The sequence below is a fragment of the Succinatimonas hippei YIT 12066 genome (assembly GCF_000188195.1).
GTDB classification, from domain to species: Bacteria; Pseudomonadota; Gammaproteobacteria; order Enterobacterales; family Succinivibrionaceae; genus Succinatimonas; species Succinatimonas hippei.
In genome coordinates, this window is sequence record NZ_GL831045.1 from 1 (window position 1) to 19214 (window position 19214).

14 protein-coding genes and 3 tRNA genes are annotated in these 19214 nt (G+C 40.0%); 8 read left to right on the top strand and 9 right to left on the bottom strand.

Annotated features, from left to right (window positions below):
• Positions 1–418: 418 nt before the first annotated feature.
• Positions 419–1552, top strand: a complete 1134-nt coding sequence (locus tag HMPREF9444_RS07670) for a glycerate kinase family protein (RefSeq protein ID WP_198002773.1) — start codon at positions 419–421, stop codon at positions 1550–1552.
• A 92-nt stretch (positions 1553–1644) separates the two neighbouring features.
• Here HMPREF9444_RS07670 and pgi read toward each other — a convergent pair whose 3' ends face one another.
• The 5 genes from pgi to HMPREF9444_RS07695 all read right to left on the bottom strand — a co-directional run bounded on the left by pgi (position 1645) and on the right by HMPREF9444_RS07695 (position 7717).
• Positions 1645–3297 carry a glucose-6-phosphate isomerase gene (gene pgi / locus HMPREF9444_RS07675; protein ID WP_040909412.1) on the bottom strand — a complete coding sequence of 551 codons (1653 nt, stop codon included), beginning with the start codon at positions 3295–3297 and terminating at the stop codon, positions 1645–1647.
• A 171-nt stretch (positions 3298–3468) separates the two neighbouring features.
• Positions 3469–4722 carry an MFS transporter gene (locus HMPREF9444_RS07680; RefSeq protein WP_009143850.1) on the bottom strand — a complete coding sequence of 418 codons (1254 nt, stop codon included), beginning with the start codon at positions 4720–4722 and terminating at the stop codon, positions 3469–3471.
• Between the two features lie 81 nt (positions 4723–4803).
• Positions 4804–5970: a MalY/PatB family protein gene (locus HMPREF9444_RS07685; protein ID WP_040909410.1), complete on the bottom strand. Its 1167-nt coding sequence runs from the start codon at positions 5968–5970 to the stop codon at positions 4804–4806.
• Positions 5971–5980: 10 nt separating this feature from the next.
• A complete protein-coding gene (locus tag HMPREF9444_RS07690; protein WP_009143852.1) occupies positions 5981–7279 on the bottom strand; it encodes an MFS transporter in 1299 nt (432 codons plus the stop codon).
• A gap of 60 nt (positions 7280–7339) precedes the next feature.
• Positions 7340–7717 carry a RidA family protein gene (locus HMPREF9444_RS07695; RefSeq protein ID WP_009143853.1) on the bottom strand — a complete coding sequence of 126 codons (378 nt, stop codon included), beginning with the start codon at positions 7715–7717 and terminating at the stop codon, positions 7340–7342.
• A gap of 376 nt (positions 7718–8093) precedes the next feature.
• Between HMPREF9444_RS07695 and HMPREF9444_RS07700 the strand changes: the two genes are divergently transcribed.
• Complete coding sequence (locus HMPREF9444_RS07700; protein ID WP_009143854.1) at positions 8094–8771, top strand: helix-turn-helix transcriptional regulator; 678 nt, start codon at positions 8094–8096, stop codon at positions 8769–8771.
• Positions 8772–8857: 86 nt separating this feature from the next.
• Here the strand turns inward: HMPREF9444_RS07700 and HMPREF9444_RS07705 are convergent.
• From HMPREF9444_RS07705 to HMPREF9444_RS07720, 4 genes are all read right to left on the bottom strand, one after another.
• Positions 8858–8933: transfer RNA gene (locus tag HMPREF9444_RS07705), tRNA-Phe, on the bottom strand.
• Between the two features lie 28 nt (positions 8934–8961).
• Positions 8962–9037 (bottom strand) — tRNA-Phe (locus tag HMPREF9444_RS07710).
• A 155-nt stretch (positions 9038–9192) separates the two neighbouring features.
• The gene (gene secA, locus HMPREF9444_RS07715; RefSeq protein ID WP_040909413.1) at positions 9193–11919 is read right to left on the bottom strand and encodes a preprotein translocase subunit SecA; all 2727 of its coding nucleotides are present in this window, start codon (positions 11917–11919) and stop codon (positions 9193–9195) included.
• Between the two features lie 224 nt (positions 11920–12143).
• Positions 12144–12219 (bottom strand) — tRNA-Gly (locus HMPREF9444_RS07720).
• 260 nt (positions 12220–12479) lie between these two features.
• Between HMPREF9444_RS07720 and asd the strand changes: the two genes are divergently transcribed.
• From asd to pykF, 6 genes are all read left to right on the top strand, one after another.
• Positions 12480–13322 (top strand): archaetidylserine decarboxylase, encoded by an 843-nt coding sequence (gene asd, locus HMPREF9444_RS07725; protein WP_009143856.1) that lies wholly within the window; start codon positions 12480–12482, stop codon positions 13320–13322.
• Between the two features lie 593 nt (positions 13323–13915).
• The gene (gene frdA, locus HMPREF9444_RS07730) at positions 13916–15751 is read left to right on the top strand and encodes a fumarate reductase (quinol) flavoprotein subunit (protein ID WP_009143857.1); all 1836 of its coding nucleotides are present in this window, start codon (positions 13916–13918) and stop codon (positions 15749–15751) included.
• The gene (locus tag HMPREF9444_RS07735) at positions 15751–16500 is read left to right on the top strand and encodes a succinate dehydrogenase/fumarate reductase iron-sulfur subunit (protein ID WP_009143858.1); all 750 of its coding nucleotides are present in this window, start codon (positions 15751–15753) and stop codon (positions 16498–16500) included. The genes frdA and HMPREF9444_RS07735 overlap by 1 nt, the downstream gene beginning before the upstream one ends.
• Before the next feature lie 3 nt (positions 16501–16503).
• Positions 16504–16959 (top strand): succinate dehydrogenase/fumarate reductase transmembrane subunit, encoded by a 456-nt coding sequence (locus HMPREF9444_RS07740; RefSeq protein ID WP_009143859.1) that lies wholly within the window; start codon positions 16504–16506, stop codon positions 16957–16959.
• Between the two features lie 15 nt (positions 16960–16974).
• Complete coding sequence (gene frdD / locus HMPREF9444_RS07745; protein WP_009143860.1) at positions 16975–17346, top strand: fumarate reductase subunit FrdD; 372 nt, start codon at positions 16975–16977, stop codon at positions 17344–17346.
• Between the two features lie 193 nt (positions 17347–17539).
• On the top strand, positions 17540–18955 hold the full coding sequence (pykF, locus tag HMPREF9444_RS07750; protein ID WP_040909416.1) for a pyruvate kinase PykF: 1416 nt from the start codon (positions 17540–17542) through the stop codon (positions 18953–18955).
• Positions 18956–19214: the final 259 nt, after the last annotated feature.

Consider the following 19214-nt stretch of genomic DNA (forward strand, 5'->3'; position numbering starts at 1 on the left):
CAATAGCAGTATTGTTTGTTTAGCGCTAGGATCTTCGGTCTTTAGACTGGGGAGGACGTCAATTCCGCTATTGATAAGTTTCTATCACTTAGTCTTAATTAAAAATTTTCTATATCCTAAAATAGTTATTTAAGAGAGAACGTATAAAAGGAAGTTAAAAGTCATCCTATCTAAAACACCGATTAATAAGCAATCGTATATTTGTTTATTTTTATCTGAAGAAAAGCTTTTTGTTTTTTTCTTATATAAAGAGTATTTCTAGAAATGTATATTAAAGCGATTAACCCTTACATCATTTTTAGATCATTATTATTTATTTTCTCAGCTAATTGCTGTTTTGGTTTTGTCTCTTTATTAAGAGGATAAAACGCATTTTTGAATCATGAGTGCAAAAAATAAAATGAACAGATTTTTATTTATGCCCGACTCCTTCAAAGGTACTTTAAGTTCACAACAAGTGTGCGACACTTTGACCAAAGCAGCCCTAAAAATCATACCTGACTGTAAATGTAAATCTATTTATGTCGCAGACAGCGGAGAAGGGACAGTCGACAGTTTTCTAAGTGCCCTAAACGGAGAGAAACATTACGTAAAAGTTAAAGGACCGTACATGGAGACAATGCGTACCTACTACGGACTCATAAATGACGGAGACACAGCTATTATTGAAGTGGCGTCATGCGCCGGACTTGATATTGTTAAAAATCACAAAAATCCGATGTTAACCACTACTTTCGGAGTCGGAGAGCAACTTCTTGATGCAGCAGAACAAGGAGTAAAACGCATTATTATCGGTCTGGGAGGAAGTTGTACCAATGACGGAGGGTGCGGAGCTGCGGCTGCCGTCGGCATAAAATTTCTCAATAAAGAAGGAGTAAGTTTTATACCTACAGGCGGAACCCTTAAAGACATCTGCAAAATCGATACTTCAGGTTTAGACAACAAATTAAAAAATATTGAAATTTTAGCAATGTGCGACGTTGATAACCCGTTATGCGGGAAAAACGGTGCTGCCTATATTTTCGGACCGCAAAAAGGCGCAGATTTGACAACGGTGTATGAGCTTGATCGCGGCCTTATGCATTTAAGCAATATTATTTGGCACGATTTGGGATTTAAAGTTGCGTCCATAAAAGGAGCTGCCGCCGCCGGCGGAATGGGAGCCGGTATGCTGACATTTTTTAATGCTCAACTAAAAAGAGGAATAGAAATCGTTCTTGATACCGTTAATTTTGAAGAAGAAATAAAAGATATTGATATCATTTTCACCGGCGAAGGAAAAATTGATATTCAAAGTCTTCGCGGTAAAGTAGTTTTAGGAATTGCAAAAAGAGCAATGCGCTACAAAAAGCCTGTTATAGCAATTGTGGGACAATCGGAGGACAGTACAGTAAGTGAGGTTTTTAAACAAGGAGTCACGGCAATTTTCCCGATAAATCGCAGAGCTGAAGATCTGTCAATATCTCAATACATAAGTGTTGATAATCTTCGCTATACTGCTGAAAATATTTTCAGACTCATTAAAACCATGCAGTCCCAATCCCATAATTAAGCTTAAGTAAATATAAAAAATCCCGAAAGATTTCTCTTTATCGGGATTTTTAAGAGGAAAGTCCGGCTTTCCTCTTTACTTATTTTTCTTAATTAAGCCTTAAATTTCTTATAAGCATTAATTAATCCGTTGGTTGAGCAGTCATGTGAAGCAATGACTTCATCATTCTGTAATTCAGGAATAATCTTCTTAGCCAAAACTTTACCGTACTCAACACCCCACTGATCGAAGGAGCAAATATTCCAAATAGCACCCTGAGTGAAGATCTTATGCTCATACATGGCAATTAACATACCAAGGGTACGAGGAGTGATCTCTTTAACAAGGAAAGAGTTGGTAGGACGATTGCCTTCAAAGACCTGGCACTCGATAATATCCTGGATCTTAGAAAGATCTTTACCTTTAGCGGCAAGCTCAGCCTCAACGGTTGCTCTGTCCTTTCCGAAAGCAAAAGCTTCAGTTTGTCCGAAGAAGTTGGACAAAAGCTTAACATGATGATCGCCTATCGGATTATGAGTAATGGCAGGAGCGATGAAGTCGCACGGAACAATCTTTCTGCCTTGGTGAAGCAACTGGAAGAAAGCATGCTGACCGTTGCTGCCCGGCTCACCCCAAATAATAGGACCGGTCTGATAATTGGTAATACGCTTACCATCACGATCTACGCTCTTACCGTTTGATTCCATATTGCCTTGCTGGAAATATGCAGCGAAGCGATACATATACTGATCATAAGGAAGAATAGCTTCAGTCTCAAAACCGTAGAAGTTGTTATACCAAATGCCAATCAAACCTAAAAGAGCAGGAACGTTTTTCTCAAACGGAGTATTTCTGAAATGGCAATCCATTTCATAACCGCCGCGCAGGAACTGCTCAAAGTTGTCATATCCGATAGCAAGAGCGATAGACAAGCCGATAGCTGACCAAGAGGAATAACGTCCGCCGACCCAGTCCCAGAATTCAAACATGTTCTCAGTATCGATACCGAACTTAGAAACTTCTTCTGCATTGGTAGACAAAGCGGCAAAGTGTTTTGCAACGTGAGCAACGTCACCGGCGCTCTTTAAGAACCAATCACGAGCAGTGTTGGCATTGGTCATGGTCTCCAAGGTGGTAAAAGTCTTGGAGGCAATCAAGAACATGGTAGTCTCAGGATTAAGGCCCTTTAAGGTTTCGACAATCTGAGTACCGTCAATGTTGGAGACGAAATGCAGCTTCAAGCGGGTATGATACGGGGTCAAGGCAGCGGTAATCATGCAAGGACCTAAATCAGAACCGCCGATACCGATATTGACTACATCAGTGATCTCTTTTCCGGTATAGCCTTTCCACTCACCTGAAATAACCTTCTCACTAAAAGCCTTCATCTTAGCCTGAACGCGCTTTACATCAGGCATTACGTCAACACCGTCAACATATACGGGATTACCGGAGAAGTTACGTAAAGCAGTATGCAATGCGGCACGATCTTCACTACGATTAATCTTCTCGCCGGTAAACATTGCTTCAATATCTTGTTTAAGATCACATTCGTTGGCCAAATCAAGAAGCATCTTGAGAACTTTTTCATCTACAAGATTTTTAGATAAATCAGCTAAAAGATCACCGCCGATAGTAAATGAGTACTTATTGAAACGATCCTGATCTTTAAAAAGATCCTTAAGCTTAAGAGTTGACTTAGATTTATCAAAGTACTCCTGCAATGCTTTCCATGATTTAGTTGTTGTCGGATTTACGTTTTTCATCACCATTTCATGTTCCTCAAACAAAATTTAACGAGTCAATTATTTAGTATAGAAAAAAACCTATATAAAATTCTATCGCTTAATATCGTAAATTTTTGTGATTAAATCTAAAATCTGATTTGAGGCTTAAAATTAAGCCTCAAAAAGCAACGGCTCAACTAAAATCAAATGTTATTTAACACTATGAATCACCACACCTCGACGCAAAATCATACAAATTAGAGCTCCGAATAACATAACAGCTGCCATAGTAACAAACATCACAGGATAAGCATTTTCATGTAATTTATCCATCAAAAACCCAAAGATAATATGGACATAAGCTTCAGGACTAAAACCAAGACAAATCAAAAAGCCCATTGCTGTACCTGTATAAGCTTTTGGAATATTTATTTCATTAACCTGAGCGTACATTATCCCGCGTAAACCAAAAGTTAACCCTCCTAAAATTAAAACCAGCCCTATAAGTAACGGTAAATAAAAACTTTCATGGGGAACTATAATAAAAGATGCAGCAATAATTGAGCCAATAAACAAAAAGGCTGCCATAACCTTTAAAGCAGAACCTACTTTATCTGCAACAATTCCCGCAAACGGTGCTACAACAAAAGCTAAAAAATAAGCTCTTATCATTCCAACAATTGCTGCACTATCTGCCTCCATACCATATGCGTCAGTCAGATAAGGAACCAAATATGAAGCCGATTGATATATAAAAATGATACTTGCCACAACTAAAGCCGCTAGCCATAACCTCCCGCATTTGAGCATTGTTAACAAATCGGATACTTTTTTAGGTTCTGCATTTTCTATGATAGAAACACCGCTGGGAAAATAGATATAAGAAACAATACCAAGAACAAAGTAAACGCAAGCATCAAATCTTAAAATAAAGCCTATACTTAACGCTTCAGATTCATAAGCACTGACAATTCCGACTGCTATCAAAGTAAGTAATGTACCTGCAATGCCGCGTCCGGACTCTAAAAAACCGAAATAACGACCTTGTTCATTATCTGATGCTATTAATCTTGCAATTTTAGTCATTGAAACCAAAAAGAGACCGTTTCCGACAAAAGACATGCATCCTATAATTACAAACTGTAATTCATAAACAGGACGAAATGACTGCCAAACCGCAAGCAAACTCATCGAAATATAAGCAAAAGCTAAAATACTTTTAGGATTTTTAAATTTATCAACAATAATTCCTGCTATGGCACCTGAAATAATTCCTACAAAACCGAGCCAAGACATCAATATTCCGGACTGAGTGTTATTCAGACCAAAAAAATTATTCCACGGATAATAAAAAACTTCTCGAAGATACATGGCCTTAAAAATCGTACCGCCACCTACCGCAAGAAGAATAAAAAAGAGAAATTTATGCCGATTTAATAAATTTTGCCCTGCCTGATGTGACATATTGAGCTCCTTTTTTACAACAGGGAGATCAAGAAAACACTAAACATCTTGATTCTTAATCTCCCTATTTACGGCTATCAATTAAAAATATTGTTTAAATGCATTTTCTAAACGCCTTAATGCCTCATCAATTTTTGCCTCACATACGGCACAATTGACTCTAGCAAATCCAGCTCCGGCTTTACCAAAAGCATCACCACGATTAAAACCTAATGAAGCATCCTTGACCTGGAAATCAAAAATACGATCAGGTGACCAACCTGTACCATTAAAATCAACCCATACAAGGTAAGTAGCTTCAGGAAGATTAGCACGAACCGGATACGGCATATTATTAAGTCCATCAACGAACTTACGCTGCATTTTTCTGACATGAGCAACTACCTGTTCACGATAGTCATAACCGTATTTAAAACCTGCATAAGCAGCTTCATGAGCAAAAGCCGTCGGCTGGAAATGCAATTCTTTAATACAAATATCAATCTGAGCTTTTAATGCCGGATCCCCTGTCATAATGAAGGCACTGAAAATACCTCCTATATTAAATAACTTTCCGCCGGAAGAAAAAACGATAATATTTTTGAGATCTTTTGCAACCTTGAGCACCGGAGTATAAACGCGCCCATCAAAAGTAAAATCCCCATGAATTTCGTCTGAAATTAAAATAGTATTAGTTTCTTGAGCTATTTCGATAACTTTCTTAACTTCTTCTTCCGTCCAGCAACGTCCGACCGGATTATGCGGATTACACAAAATCAAAAACTTATTTTTAGGTTGTGCACAAGTTTCTTTTAATTTATCAAAATCAATCGTGTAATGATTATCCTCATCCTTTATAAGATCACATTCAACTATTTCTCTATGATTATCTCTAATTGCTCTTGCAAAAGAATGATATACAGGAGTCATAAGAACTGTTTTCTCATCCGGTTCAGTTAAATCACGGATAAAAGTTCCCATGGTCAAAAGCATACCCGGAGTTTCAGTGATCAAGCTTTCATCAGGGCGCCAATCATAGTGTTTTTCAAACCAATCCGCGATAACCGATTTAAAATCCGCATGATATGCAGGATATCCAAATTCTCTACGCAAACACACATTCATTAGCGCTTCTCTTACTTCAATAGGAGACACTAAATCCATATCGGCAACACCCATCGGCATTACTTTATGTCCGTTTACAACACTGTCATAAACCCATTTTTCAGACATTATGCGTGGAAATTGTTCATTAAAATCGTAAATCATTTTTATCTCCTTACTTATTTGATTCATCCTTGCTTTGATTCAATTCATTTTCAAGCTTGGCAAAAGGATTGCCAGAGCGTGAGCTCTTATATAAATAGATTGATGTAAAAACAGCAATTGCAAACATAATTGCCATATAGGCAAACATATAGATATAACCATCAAGCTTATAAGTATCAAGCCAGTAGCCGAAGATGATATGTTGGAAGGCTTCAGGTGAAAAACCTACAGTTAAAAGGAAACCTGATACTGTTCCGGTAATTGCTGCAGGAACTTTCATCTCTTCAATCTGGGCGTACATGATGCCGCGTAAGGCGAATGTCACAGCACCAACAATCATTAAAACAATAATGAGAGTCCATACCATAGACGGGGTCTGAGGAATAAATAAGAACATAGCTACGCCTGCTGCGCCTAAAACAAACAGACAGGCCATGACTTTAATTGAAGAACCTACCTTATCAACAATGATACCGATAACCGGGGCGGCAAAAATTGCGAGAACGTATGCTCTAACCATACCGACAATTCCTGCCTGATCAGAACTCATGCCGTACGCATCAGTAAGGTACGGAACTAAATATGAAGTTCCCTGATAGCAAGAAATCGTCGCAAAAATAGCGAAAGCAGCCATCCAAACTTCTTTAATGGAAATGACCTTAAAGAAAATTTTTGCAGAAACTTTATTTTGCTCTACATTATTATTTTTATCTGATTTTGATTCTTCTTTAGGTAAGCAGAACCACATTAATACACCAAATGCGATATATAAAAAGCCATACGCATAAAGAACATTAGCAATACCATCTGCCTCAGACGCAGCCATTGAGAAAATAACTACAGCTATAGCTGAAATGATAGAGCCCGCAATTCCACGTCCAGACTCAAGGAATCCGAATAATTTTCCCTGATCATCTGAGCTTCCGACCAAACGAACAGCTCTAACCATAGAAACCAAGAAAAATCCATTGGCGGTAAATGACAAAATTGCAATAACTAAATATTGAACAGATAAAGACGGGGCGGTAGACTGCCATAAAGTGGCAAGACCAATCACAATATAAGAAGCAGTAATCACAAGGCGGGTATTATTGATTTTATCAACAATAACACCAGCTATAGCGCCGGCAATAATACCAACAAGCCCTAACCAACTCATTAAAATACCAGATTGAGTATTATCCACCCCCATAAACTCATTCCAAGGATAATAAAATACCTCGCGCAAATACATTGATTTAAAAATGGTTCCACCGCCGACTGCAAGCAATAGAACCAAAAACCATTTTTTAAAATTGGAATTTTGCATACATTTGCCCTACGTTAATTTAAAATTCATTTCAAAAAGTTTATTAATCATAAAAATTAATTAACCTTTTAAAACCGCAATACATTCAATTTCAACTTTTGCCCCTTTAGGTAAGGCTCCAACTTCAAAAGCACTTCGAGCAGGGTATGGAGCTGAAAAAGTTTTTCCATAAACATCATTCATCTCGCCAAATGTTTTTATATCAGCAAGAAGGACAGTGGTTTTAACAACGTCATTTAAAGAGCCTCCTGCACTTTCTAACAAGGCTTTCATATTTGCTAGACTCTGTGCGGTCTGTTCTGCAACAGTTTCAGGCATGTTTCCCGTTTTTGCATCAATTGGCAATTGTCCTGAAATATAAAGGGTTTTTCCTGCTTTTACTGCACTACTATAAGGACCAACTGCTGCTGGGACTTTGTCCGATGAAATTATTTCCATATAAATCTCCTTGCTCTAAAAATGAGTAGATATCAAAATTTCATTTGATTCTCATTGCCTAAAGATCTTGTATTTATATTTCTATAAATAGTGTTTAAGCTTTAAAATCAAATTTTGTTGAGTTAATTATAATAAATTTGATTCATTCTAATTTGAGTCAGTTCACATTTTATGGATTTAATAAAATTAATTTGATTTAATCACCTATAATAATTTACAGAATCATATTTCGGTTTAAGACATACAGCACAGTTATTAATTAATAACATATTGAAATATAAGTTATAATTTGTTTATAAACCGTTTTATGTTATATTTTTATAATAGAAATTATTAATGCAAAAATTTTTGAGTTAATAAAAAAAAGAGACACTCTATGATAAAAAAGCTTAATACAAAAGTTCACCAATACACGCAAAGCGACAAATTAATTTTAGAGAATTATAAAAATATAGTTGATGCCATAGGGCAGCTTTTAGGATCTTCATGTGAGGTTGTTCTACACAGTTTTGAAGATCTAAATTCATCGGTTATTTATATCCACAACGGAAAAAAAACGGGGCGTTCAGTAGGCTCACCTGTTACTGATAAAGCTTTAAAAATTTTCACAGACTGCATAGATAACGGAACTGATTTTGCTGACGTCTATTTCACTAAAAACAAGCAAAATCATACTATGCGCTCAACATCAACAATTATCAAAAACACTAAAGGTCAGCCTATAGGCATGCTCTGCATCAATCTTGATATTTCAACCCCTTTTGACGAAATGATGTCGATTTTATTACCGCCTCAAGGTAATACGCATGATGATAACGAACATTTTGCCATTAACGTAGAAGATTTAATTATTTCAAACACACTTAAAGTCAAGGAAGAAGTTTTTGCCGATAATTCCGTCAGTACTCGCCTAAAAATAAAAGAAATAATTCATATTTTAAATACTCAAGGAATTTTCCAACTTCGTGATGCTGTTGCTAAAGTTGCCGATACTTTAAATATTTCAAAAGACGTAATATATCTTCACTTACGCTCTTTTAAGAAAAGCAATTAATAATATCTTCACGCAAAAGCAGACAACACCCAACCTCAGATACGATTTTGCGACCTGTCTAGAACTGAAAGATATTAGGAGAAGAGTGGTGCCCAGAGGCGGAATCGAACCACCGACACGGGGATTTTCAATCCCCTGCTCTACCGACTGAGCTATCTAGGCACATAGAAATAAGAACAGATTTTAAGGATGGTGCCCAGAGGCGGAATCGAACCACCGACACGGGGATTTTCAATCCCCTGCTCTACCGACTGAGCTATCTAGGCAACGGCGCTTATTAAATCATTTCAGCGTTGTTATGTCAACACTTTTTCTCACTTTTTTGCCCGCTTTTTACTAACCTATAAGAAAACCGTGAAAATATCATGTTTTACAAAAAAGAAAAGAGCGCCTCAGCGCTCCTTTTACAATAAGAAAAAATCTAAGATAACCTGCCGCAGCAATTTTTATACTTTTTACCGGAACCGCACGGACAAGGATCATTTCTGCCCACATGCATTACCTTCTTAAAGGGAGTTCCGCTTTGCGGGTTGGGTTTATCCATTTCTTGTAACTGACGAACGGCTTCTTCGCGTTTATGCTGTTCTGCCTCAGCTTGTCTTCTTCTGAGCTCTTCCTTTTGCTCTTCAGCAAGTTCCGGAGCGCGAATCTGAATCTGAATACGCGATAAAGTACGAATCACCTGATACTTGAGATTATCAAGCATCTTAGTAAATAAATTAAATGATTGAATCTTATATTCATTCTTCGGATTCTTTTGAGCGTAGCCCTGAAGACCTATACCTTGACGCATATAATCCATTGCGGCAAGATGTTCTTTCCACAATGTATCAATGCATTGCAGCATAACCCCTTTTTCAAGACGATTCTGATTTTCTTTTCCGATCTTTTCACACTTATCTTGATATATTTCTGCAGCTCGTTTAATAATGCGATCGCGAATATCACTTTCAACAATCGAACTGTCCTCTTTTACCATGGCGACAACGGGGACATCGACTAAAAATTCAGAGGCAAGACGTTTTTCAAGATCTTCAAGCTTCCAATCTTCAACCAAAGACTCCGGAGCAATATATTCATCAATAACTGAATTAAAGACATCAGAGCGAATGTTATTTATGGTTTCGGAAATATCTTCACCATCAAGCAAAGCATTTCTTTCTTCATAAATTACTTTACGCTGTTCATTAGCGACATCGTCAAAATCAAGCAAGCTCTTACGAATATCGAAGTTACGAGTCTCAACCTTACGCTGAGCCGACTCAATCGCACGAGTAACAAGCTTATGCTCAAGAGGCTGACCGTCCTCCATTCCCATACGCTTCATGAAATTCTTCAGCTTATCAGATCCGAACAATTTCATCAGATTGTCGTCCATAGACAAATAGAATCTTGATGAACCGGGGTCACCCTGTCGTCCGGAACGGCCGCGAAGCTGATTATCAATACGGCGTGATTCGTGACGCTCGGAACCGATAATATGCAAGCCGCCGGCTGCAACTACCGCGTCATGACGTTTCTGCCATTCCTCAGTAAGTCTCTTTACTTCATTCGGATCAGGATTCTCGCCTAAAGCGTCAATATCAGCCTTAAGATTACCGCCTAAAATAATATCGGTACCACGACCTGCCATATTGGTAGCAATAGTCACTGTCGCAGGACGACCTGCCTGAGCTACAATCTGAGCTTCTTTTTCATGGAACTTTGCATTAAGCACTTGATGTGGAATATTTTCCTTATCAAGAAGAGCAGAAAGTTTTTCTGAATTCTCAATTGAAATGGTACCGACCAAAACCGGACGACCCTTTTTAACCTGTTCTTTTATGTCGGCAATGATAGCTTTGAACTTTTCCGCCTCAGTTAGATAGATAAGATCCGGAAAATCCGTGCGAATCATTGGTTTGTTGGTCGGTAAAACCACGGTGTTCAAACCGTAAATCTGCTGGAACTCAAAAGCTTCAGTATCAGCGGTACCTGTCATACCGGCAAGCTTTTCGTACATACGGAAATAATTCTGGAAAGTAATTGAAGCTAAAGTCTGATTCTCGCTCTTAATTTCAACACCTTCTTTAGCTTCTACTGCCTGATGCAGTCCGTCAGACCAGCGACGTCCTACCATCTTGCGTCCGGTATGCTCATCAATGATGACTACTTCACCATTTGAAACAACGTAATCAACATCACGCTTAAATAAGGTATGAGCACGCAATGCTGCCATCACATGGTGAAGCAAAACGATGTTGGAGCTTGAGAACAACGGATCATTACCGCGCAGCAATCCTCTTTCACGCAAAAGTTGTTCAATATAAAGCTGTCCGCGCTCAGTAAGATATGCTTGACGCAATTTAAGATCCAAAGTGAAATGACCGTCGCCGTGATAATCTTCGGTATCTTCTTTATCCTGCTGTTTTAAAAGCGGGATAATGGAATCGATTTGGCGATAAAGCTCAGAACTGTTTTCTGCAGCTCCGGAAATAATAAGCGGAGTGCGAGCCTCATCAATTAAGACCGAGTCAACCTCATCGACTAAGGCATAGTAAAGAGGACGCTGTACGCGCTGCTCTTTGGTATATGCCATGTTATCGCGCAGATAATCAAAACCGAATTCATTGTTCGTTCCGTAAGTTACATCACAAGCATATGCCGCACGTTTTTCCTCAGGAGACATGCCGGGAATGTTACAGCCTACGGTCATACCCATAAATTCATAAAAAGGTCTGCTCCACAATGCATCACGGCGTGCCAAATAATCATTAACCGTAACCACATGAACGCCGCGTCCCGTTAAAGCATTTAAATAGCAAGGAAGCAAAGCGGTAAGGGTTTTACCTTCACCGGTTTTCATTTCGGCAATTTGATTGTCATTTAAAACGATACCGCCCATAAGCTGAACGTCAAAAGGGCGCAAACCTAATGTACGCCATGAAGCTTCACGCACTGCTGCAAAAACATCTGGAAGCATTGACAATAAAGTCTCACCGTTTTTAAGGCGTTCTTTAAACTTTACAGTGAGTTCTTTAAAATCCTGATCCTGCAATGCCTTATATTTGGGCTCTAATGCGTTGATTTGTTTGACAACTTTATTTAATTTTTTAATCGTGCGCTGATTACTGCTGCCGATAATTTTTGTGACAATGGTCGAAATAATCATTTGCTAATTTTTCACCGGTTGAAAACATAAGCTCTCATTATAATTGATAATTTTAATTTATGCTGTATGCATACAAGAGCTATAAAAAATATTCCTGTGCTAACACATGGGTATTTAGCTTAACAATTTCAAGAGTAAAGGAAAAAGTAAGGAATTCAAAAAGAAAATAAATAAGGCAGGCATAGACTAAAAAAGCACCTAAAGGTGCCTTTTTCTAATCTTGGAGCGGGCAACGAGGTTCGAACTCGCGACCCTAACCATGGCAAGGTTATGCTCTACCAACTGAGCTATGCCCGCATCCGATGGCGCACATTATAAAGAAAAAATCGGTAAGCGCAAGTTTTTTTTTGCTTTTTATTTAAAAAAAATTAATTTTGCAAATAAAACTATTTGTTTTCAATAAGATAATTTAAAGACGATTTTGAAAAATTTTTACTTTAATTTCTTAATGTATCGATTATTAACAATCATTTAAGCTAAAAATTCTCAAAGTTGTTTACTAAGGTTGACAAAGAAAACTCTTTTTTTACAATGCAAGAAAATCAAGGAGACTTTATATGTCATTAATAAGCACTGCACTTAAAATTTCCGAAGCTTTAACTCCATTGTCAACGCTTACCTATCTTTCCAGCAAAATAACTGATGTACCACTTGGAAAAGTCACACAATTTTTAATTAAAGAATTTATTAAAACTTATAAGATTGATGTAAACGATTACGAAAATCCCGATATTTCTTCCTATAAAACTTTCAATGAGTTTTTTATCCGCAAGGTTCGCCCGGATCTTCGTCCGATTGATGAAAAAGCAATTGCAGTTTCTCCTGTAGACGGAACTGTCGGACAAGCTGATAAAATCATTGCCGGAAGATTAATTCAAGCTAAAGGAATAGACTATTCATTAAGTGCTTTATTAGGCGGTAAACCTGACGATTCTGCTCCTTTTGAAGACGGAGATTTTGCCTGCATTTATTTGTCTCCTGCAAACTATCACCGTATTCATATGCCCATTGACGGGAAGCTCGTAAAAACAGTTCACGTTCCTGGCAAACATTTTCCCGTTGGACATAAAAACATTTCCTATATGCCGGATCTGTATACTAAAAATGAAAGATTAGTTTGCTTTTTTGATACTGCCATAGGATCTTTTGCTCTAGTAATGGTTGGAGCCGCTTTAGTAGGCAGCATAAATACCGTCTGGGACGGAACTGTTGTAAGAAGAAAAAATATAGAAGAAAAATCTTTTATCGATAAAGATATTCGCTATAAAAAAGGAGATGAAATCGGGCATTTTAAGTACGGCAGTACTGTTATCTGTCTGTGGGGTAAAGATCAAGGAAATTTAGCTCCTGAATTTGTTCCAGGAAATCCCATACTTTTTGGAAAAGCTATGATTAAATGATTATACGCTTTCCCTTTGACCTCCACCCCGGTTAAAGCCGGGGGATTTTTACCGCAATGTCACAACATTACTATTGCTAACAACTCGAACAGGACCTTCTGCCAAACTCTAATGATGTTCGCGTGTCCGACCATTCTGACATCCATTCCTTACTTAAGACAATATGAAGTGACCTCCACTGATGTAAAGATCGTGGATTTACCCTACAATTTAAACAGTTAATATATAAAACTATTTAACCCGAATTTGACCTTGCCGTCAGTGCCTGGATTGTCTTTCGTTAATCTGACTTCCGTACTCATACTTTACATTTAAATAATAGAATTTATCATTAATTCGTGAAAATTAACCATGTTTCTATCAATTCATCTCAATATCGTTACAAATTTTGTGCTGTAAATTGCGTTAAACAGTTTAAAAAGTTGGTCTGCAAATATTCTAAGAGATCTCTTAATTCGTTTTTATTACAAAAATGAGAGCGCTACATAATAAATTTTTTCATTTTTCTGGTATATTTACTTTTGTTTTTTGCTTGCTTTCCGGGGAAGCGTAATTCGCATTTGACATTACCCTCCGGAGCTTAGGAGATACACGTGGAAAAATTTCAAGCTGACGTTGCAATCGTCGGTGCAGGCGGTACCGGTCTTCGTGCTGCAATTGCTGTAGCACAGGCCAATCCCAAGCTTCGCGTTGCACTCATTTCCAAAGTCTACCCGATGCGTAGCCACACGGTAGCTGCCGAAGGCGGTGCTGCCGGTGTTATCCGTGACGATGACTCTTATCAGAAACACTTTGAAGACACTGTAGCCGGTGGTGACTGGCTGTGCGAACAAGATGTTGTTGAATATTTCGTTCGTCACACTACCGAAGAATTATTCCAGCTCGAACACTGGGGCTGCCCGTGGAGCCGTAAACCTGATGGTGACGTAAACGTACGTCGTTTCGGCGGTATGAAAGTTCCTCGTACTTGGTTCGCTGCCGACAAGTCCGGGTTCCACATGCTGCACACTCTCTTCCAGACTTCAGTGCAATTCCCTTCAATTCATCGCTTTGATGAACACTTCGTATTAGATTTGTTAGTTGAAGAAGGTGTCTGCCGCGGTGTCGTTTGCTACGACCTCCAGAACGGCGTATTCCGTCAGATCAACGCCAAATCAGTTATTATCGCTACCGGCGGCGCCGGCCGTGCTTATATCTTCAATACTGACGGCGGTATTGTTACCGGTGACGGTATTGCTTTGGCCTATCGTCACGGCGTACCTATCCGCGATATGGAATTCGTTCAGTATCACCCGACTGGCTTGCTCGGCTGCGGTATTTTGATGACTGAAGGCTGCCGCGGTGAAGGTGGCGTTCTTTATAATAAGGATCACTACCGCTACCTTCAGGACTACGGTTTAGGACCTGAGACTCCGGTAGGACATCCTAAGAATAAATATATGGAATTGGGTCCTCGTGACCGTGTATCTCAGGCATTCTGGCAAGAGTCCAAGAAAGGCCGTACCATCAAGTATCCGTTAGGTGAAGCCGTACACTTGGATTTGACCCACTTAGGTGAGAAATACCTCCACGAACGTCTGCCAATGATTTGTGAATTGGCTATGACTTACTCCGGTGTTGACCCTGTTAAGCAGCCCGTTCCTGTCCGTCCGGTTGTTCACTACACCATGGGCGGTATCGAGACTGACGGCAAGACCGCAACTCGTATGCCAGGCTTATATGCCGCTGGCGAGTGCGCCTCTGTCGGTATTCACGGTGCCAACCGCTTGGGTTCCAACTCCTTGGTTGAAACCATCGTGTTCGGTAAGGTTGCCGGTGACGAAGCCGCTAAACGCGCAATGTCCATTAAGAAAGATTTCGATAGCCCTGAACTTGACAAGCAGGCTGAAGCTGCAATGGCTCGTGCTCTTGCTTTGTTTGACGTACAAGGCGGTGAATCTCAATCCAAGATCCGCACTGAAATGGGCGAATCAATGGAAAAAGGCGTCGGTATTTACCGCGAAGAAACCACCATGCAGGAAACCATTAATGTGCTTAAGGATTTGAAGAAGCGCATTAAGAATGTTCCTCTTACCGATCGCGGCCGCGTATTCAATACCGAATGGATGAACTTAATTGAGTTAGGTTATACCTTGGACTGCGCTCAAACTATGGTTCATTCCGCAATCAACCGTAAAGAATCCCGCGGTTCACATCAGCGTTTAGACGGTCCTAACGGTGCATACAAAGAGCGTGACGACAAGCATTTCCTCAAGCACTCTTTGGCAATCTACAATAAAGAAACCGATTTGCCGGATATTTCTTTAAGCGACGTTAAGATCACTACCTTCCAGCCTGCTAAGCGCGTATACGGCGCCGAAGCTGAAAAGGCTGAAGCCGCTAAAGCAGCTGCAGCAGCCGCTGCCAAAGCAAAGGAGGCCCGTAAATAATGGCTGAGAAAACTATGAAAGTAACCGTCGTCCGTTATCGCCCGGAGCAGGACGACAAACCTTGGGAACAGACCTTTGAAGTTCCGTACATCAAAGAGACCTCTGTTCTTGAAGCTCTGTTCTATATCAAAGATCACTTCGAGCCAAGCTTGTCTTTCCGCTGGTCCTGCCGTATGGCTGTTTGCGGTTCCTGCGGTATGATGGTAAACGGTGTTCCGCACCTTGCCTGCAAAACTTTCTTGCGTGATTATGAAAACAGCAAGAACGGCATTACCATTGCTCCGCTCGACAACTTCCCGGTTGAACGCGATCTTGTTGTAGACATCTCCGATTTAATTGAGAAGATTGAGCGCATCAAGCCTTATATTATTCCTTCTGCCAAAGATAAGAATATGCCTTTGACCAAGGCTTATCGTCAGACTCCGCAGCAGATGGAGGCATATCGCCAGTTTGCCCAGTGCATTAACTGCGGCTGCTGCTATGCCGCATGCCCTCAGTACAAGATTAACAAAGACTTTATCGGCCCTGCCGCTTTGACTCTCTTGTACCGTTACAATATTGATAACCGTGACGGCGGTCAGGCTCAGCGTATGCCTTTCCTCAATGCTGAAGAAGGTGTATGGAGCTGTACTTTCGTCGGCTATTGCTCTGAAGTATGTCCTAAGCACGTAGATCCGTCATCCGCTATTCAGCTGGGTAAGAAGATGAGTGCAACCGACTACGTAATCAGGATGTTTAAACCGGAGTAAGAAATGAGCGAAACTAAATCTTTCCGTAAGCCTTACAATCCTCCGATTAAGGCTACCTGGTGGACAAAGAATCCTTTCTATATCCGCTACATGGTTCGTGAAGGCACTGCAGTTTGTGCCCTCTTCGTAGCTTTAGAGCTGATATTAGGCATTTTCTTGTTCTTACTGTGCGACTTAAGTGCCGCCGAAGCAACTGCAGAGAACACCGCACCCTATATGTGGTGGGTTCAGTCATTTGTCGGCAATCCTATTGTCATCTTGATTAACCTTGTCTGCTTGGCTGCAACTTTGTTCCATGCCGTAACCTGGTTTGCTTTGATGCCTAAAGCCGTACGCGTTTTCATGAATAAGAACAATACTGATCTTGTTCCTGATTACGTCACAATGGGCGCCCTTTATGCCGGTATGGCAGGTGCCACTGTAGTGATCTTGGTAGCAGCTTTTGCTTCCTTGCCCTAATTAAGGAGAGAGAATATGCATTCACCACGTTCTGACGAGCCTATATATTGGCTCTTGTTCGGTGCCGGCGGTATGGCTGTTGCTATGGCACTTCCTGCCGTATTGGTAGTTCTTATTGTTGCAGGAATTACCTCTCCTGACGTTTCTTCAGGCGTATTAAGCTTTGCTCACGCCAAGAGCATTTTAGGCTGCTGGATCCCTGCTTTAGTTCTGTTCGGAACCATCGCTTTAGTTCTGTGGCATGCTTTCCACCGTATCTACCACAGCTTGCACGATTTAACCATTCGTGTTACTAAGCTTCACTGGTTCGTTCTTTACGGCGGAGCCGCTGCCTTTACTTTCATCTGCTTTGCTTTACAGTTTGCTATCTACTGCAAGTTGTTCTAAGTCTAGCTTTAAAAAGTAAAGCACTATCAATAAACCGGGAAAATTACTTCCCGGTTTTTCTTTTCTAATGCTCTTAATTATTTCCTGATATATACCTTATTTCTCTCGATTTTTAACACAAAAAATCTCTTTCTTTCTGTTATAATTTGCGCGAAAAATAATAGCCAAAAGAACCACAGAGGACACTTAAGTGATTAAAAAGACAAAAATGGTCTGTACTATCGGACCTAAATCTGAAAAGCGTGAAGTTATGCAGTCGCTGCTTGATGCCGGCATGAACGTAATGCGTCTTAACTTCTCGCATGGAGACTTCGTTGAGCACGGCGGCAGAATTGATAACCTTGAAGAAATTATGAAAGAAAACGGCAAGGTTTTTGCTGTTCTCCTCGATACTCGCGGTCCTGAAATCCGTACCTGCAACCTTGAAGGAGGTCAGGATGTTCAGCTGGTTACCGGACAAAAACTCACAATTACCACAGACTCTGCATTTGTCGGCAACCGCAATAAAATTTCCGTAACTTACGAAAATCTTGCTAAAGACTTACGTGTCGGCGACATGGTTCTTTTAGATGACGGCTTAATTGCTCTTAAAGTTTTAAGCACAACAGATACCGAAGTTGAATGCGAAGTCTTAAATAACGGACTTTTAGGCGAGAAAAAGGGTGTTAATCTGCCCAATACTCACATCACCATGCCGTTTTTATCTGAAAGAGATAAAGGCGATTTATTATTCGGAATTAAGCGTGATGTTGATTTCGTCGCCGCATCTTTTACCCGTAATCGTCGTGATGTTTTAGATATTCGTGAATTTCTTGACGCCAACGGCGGACAAAACATTAAGATCATTGCCAAAATTGAGAATCAGGAAGGTCTTGATAATTTTGAAGATATTCTTGCTACAGCTGACGGAATTATGGTTGCCCGCGGTGATTTAGGCGTAGAAATTCCGGCCCAAGAAGTTATTTTTGCACAAAAGCGTATTATTCAGCGTTGCAATGAAGCAGGAAAGACAGTCATCACTGCCACCCAAATGCTTGATTCTATGATCAAAAATCCGCGTCCAACCCGTGCAGAAGCCGGCGACGTCGCCAACGCTATTTTAGACGGTTCAGATGCCGTAATGCTTTCAGGTGAATCAGCTAAAGGCAAATACCCTCTTGAAGCTGTTACCACTATGGCTACAATCTGCCATCGTACCGATCGTGAAGTCGGCGCCCGTATCGATCGCAAATCTATCGGCAGATCTGCTACCACCATTACCGAAGCTGTTTGTATGAGTGCAGTGGAAGCTTCTGAAAATCTTAAGGCTCCAGTGATTGTAGTTGCCACTGAGCATGGAAGTTCACCCCGTGCCATCAGAAAATATTTCCCCTCTGCCCATATTTTAGCTTTAACCCCAAATATTAAAACAGCGCGTCAATTATGTTTAGTTCGCGGTGTTATTCCTAAGCTCGTAGAACGCATCAACTCTACTGATGAATTCTTTGAGACCGGTAAGAAACTGGCTTTAGAATCAGGTCTTGCCAAGAAGGGTGATACCATTGTTATGGTTAACGGCGCTCTTGTTCCTTCCGGAACCACCAACACCTTCTCCGCCCATACTATATAAAATTCTTAATTTTAATTCAGGTGAGATTTATGAATCTCACCTGTTTTTCCTTCTCCTGTTTGCTCTTCACTGCCTCAGCTGCATTAACGCTATAAATGTTTTTATCAAAAAAGATCAGCGGCTAAAACCCCGTCCTTCAGGGCGGGGATACAGCCGCGCGGTGTAGGCACTTTTTTTAATTAAAGATGCCGTAAAACTCCGTTCTTCAGAACGGAGATATAAGGAATATGCTATACTGCTGTCAGATAAAGTCTCACAA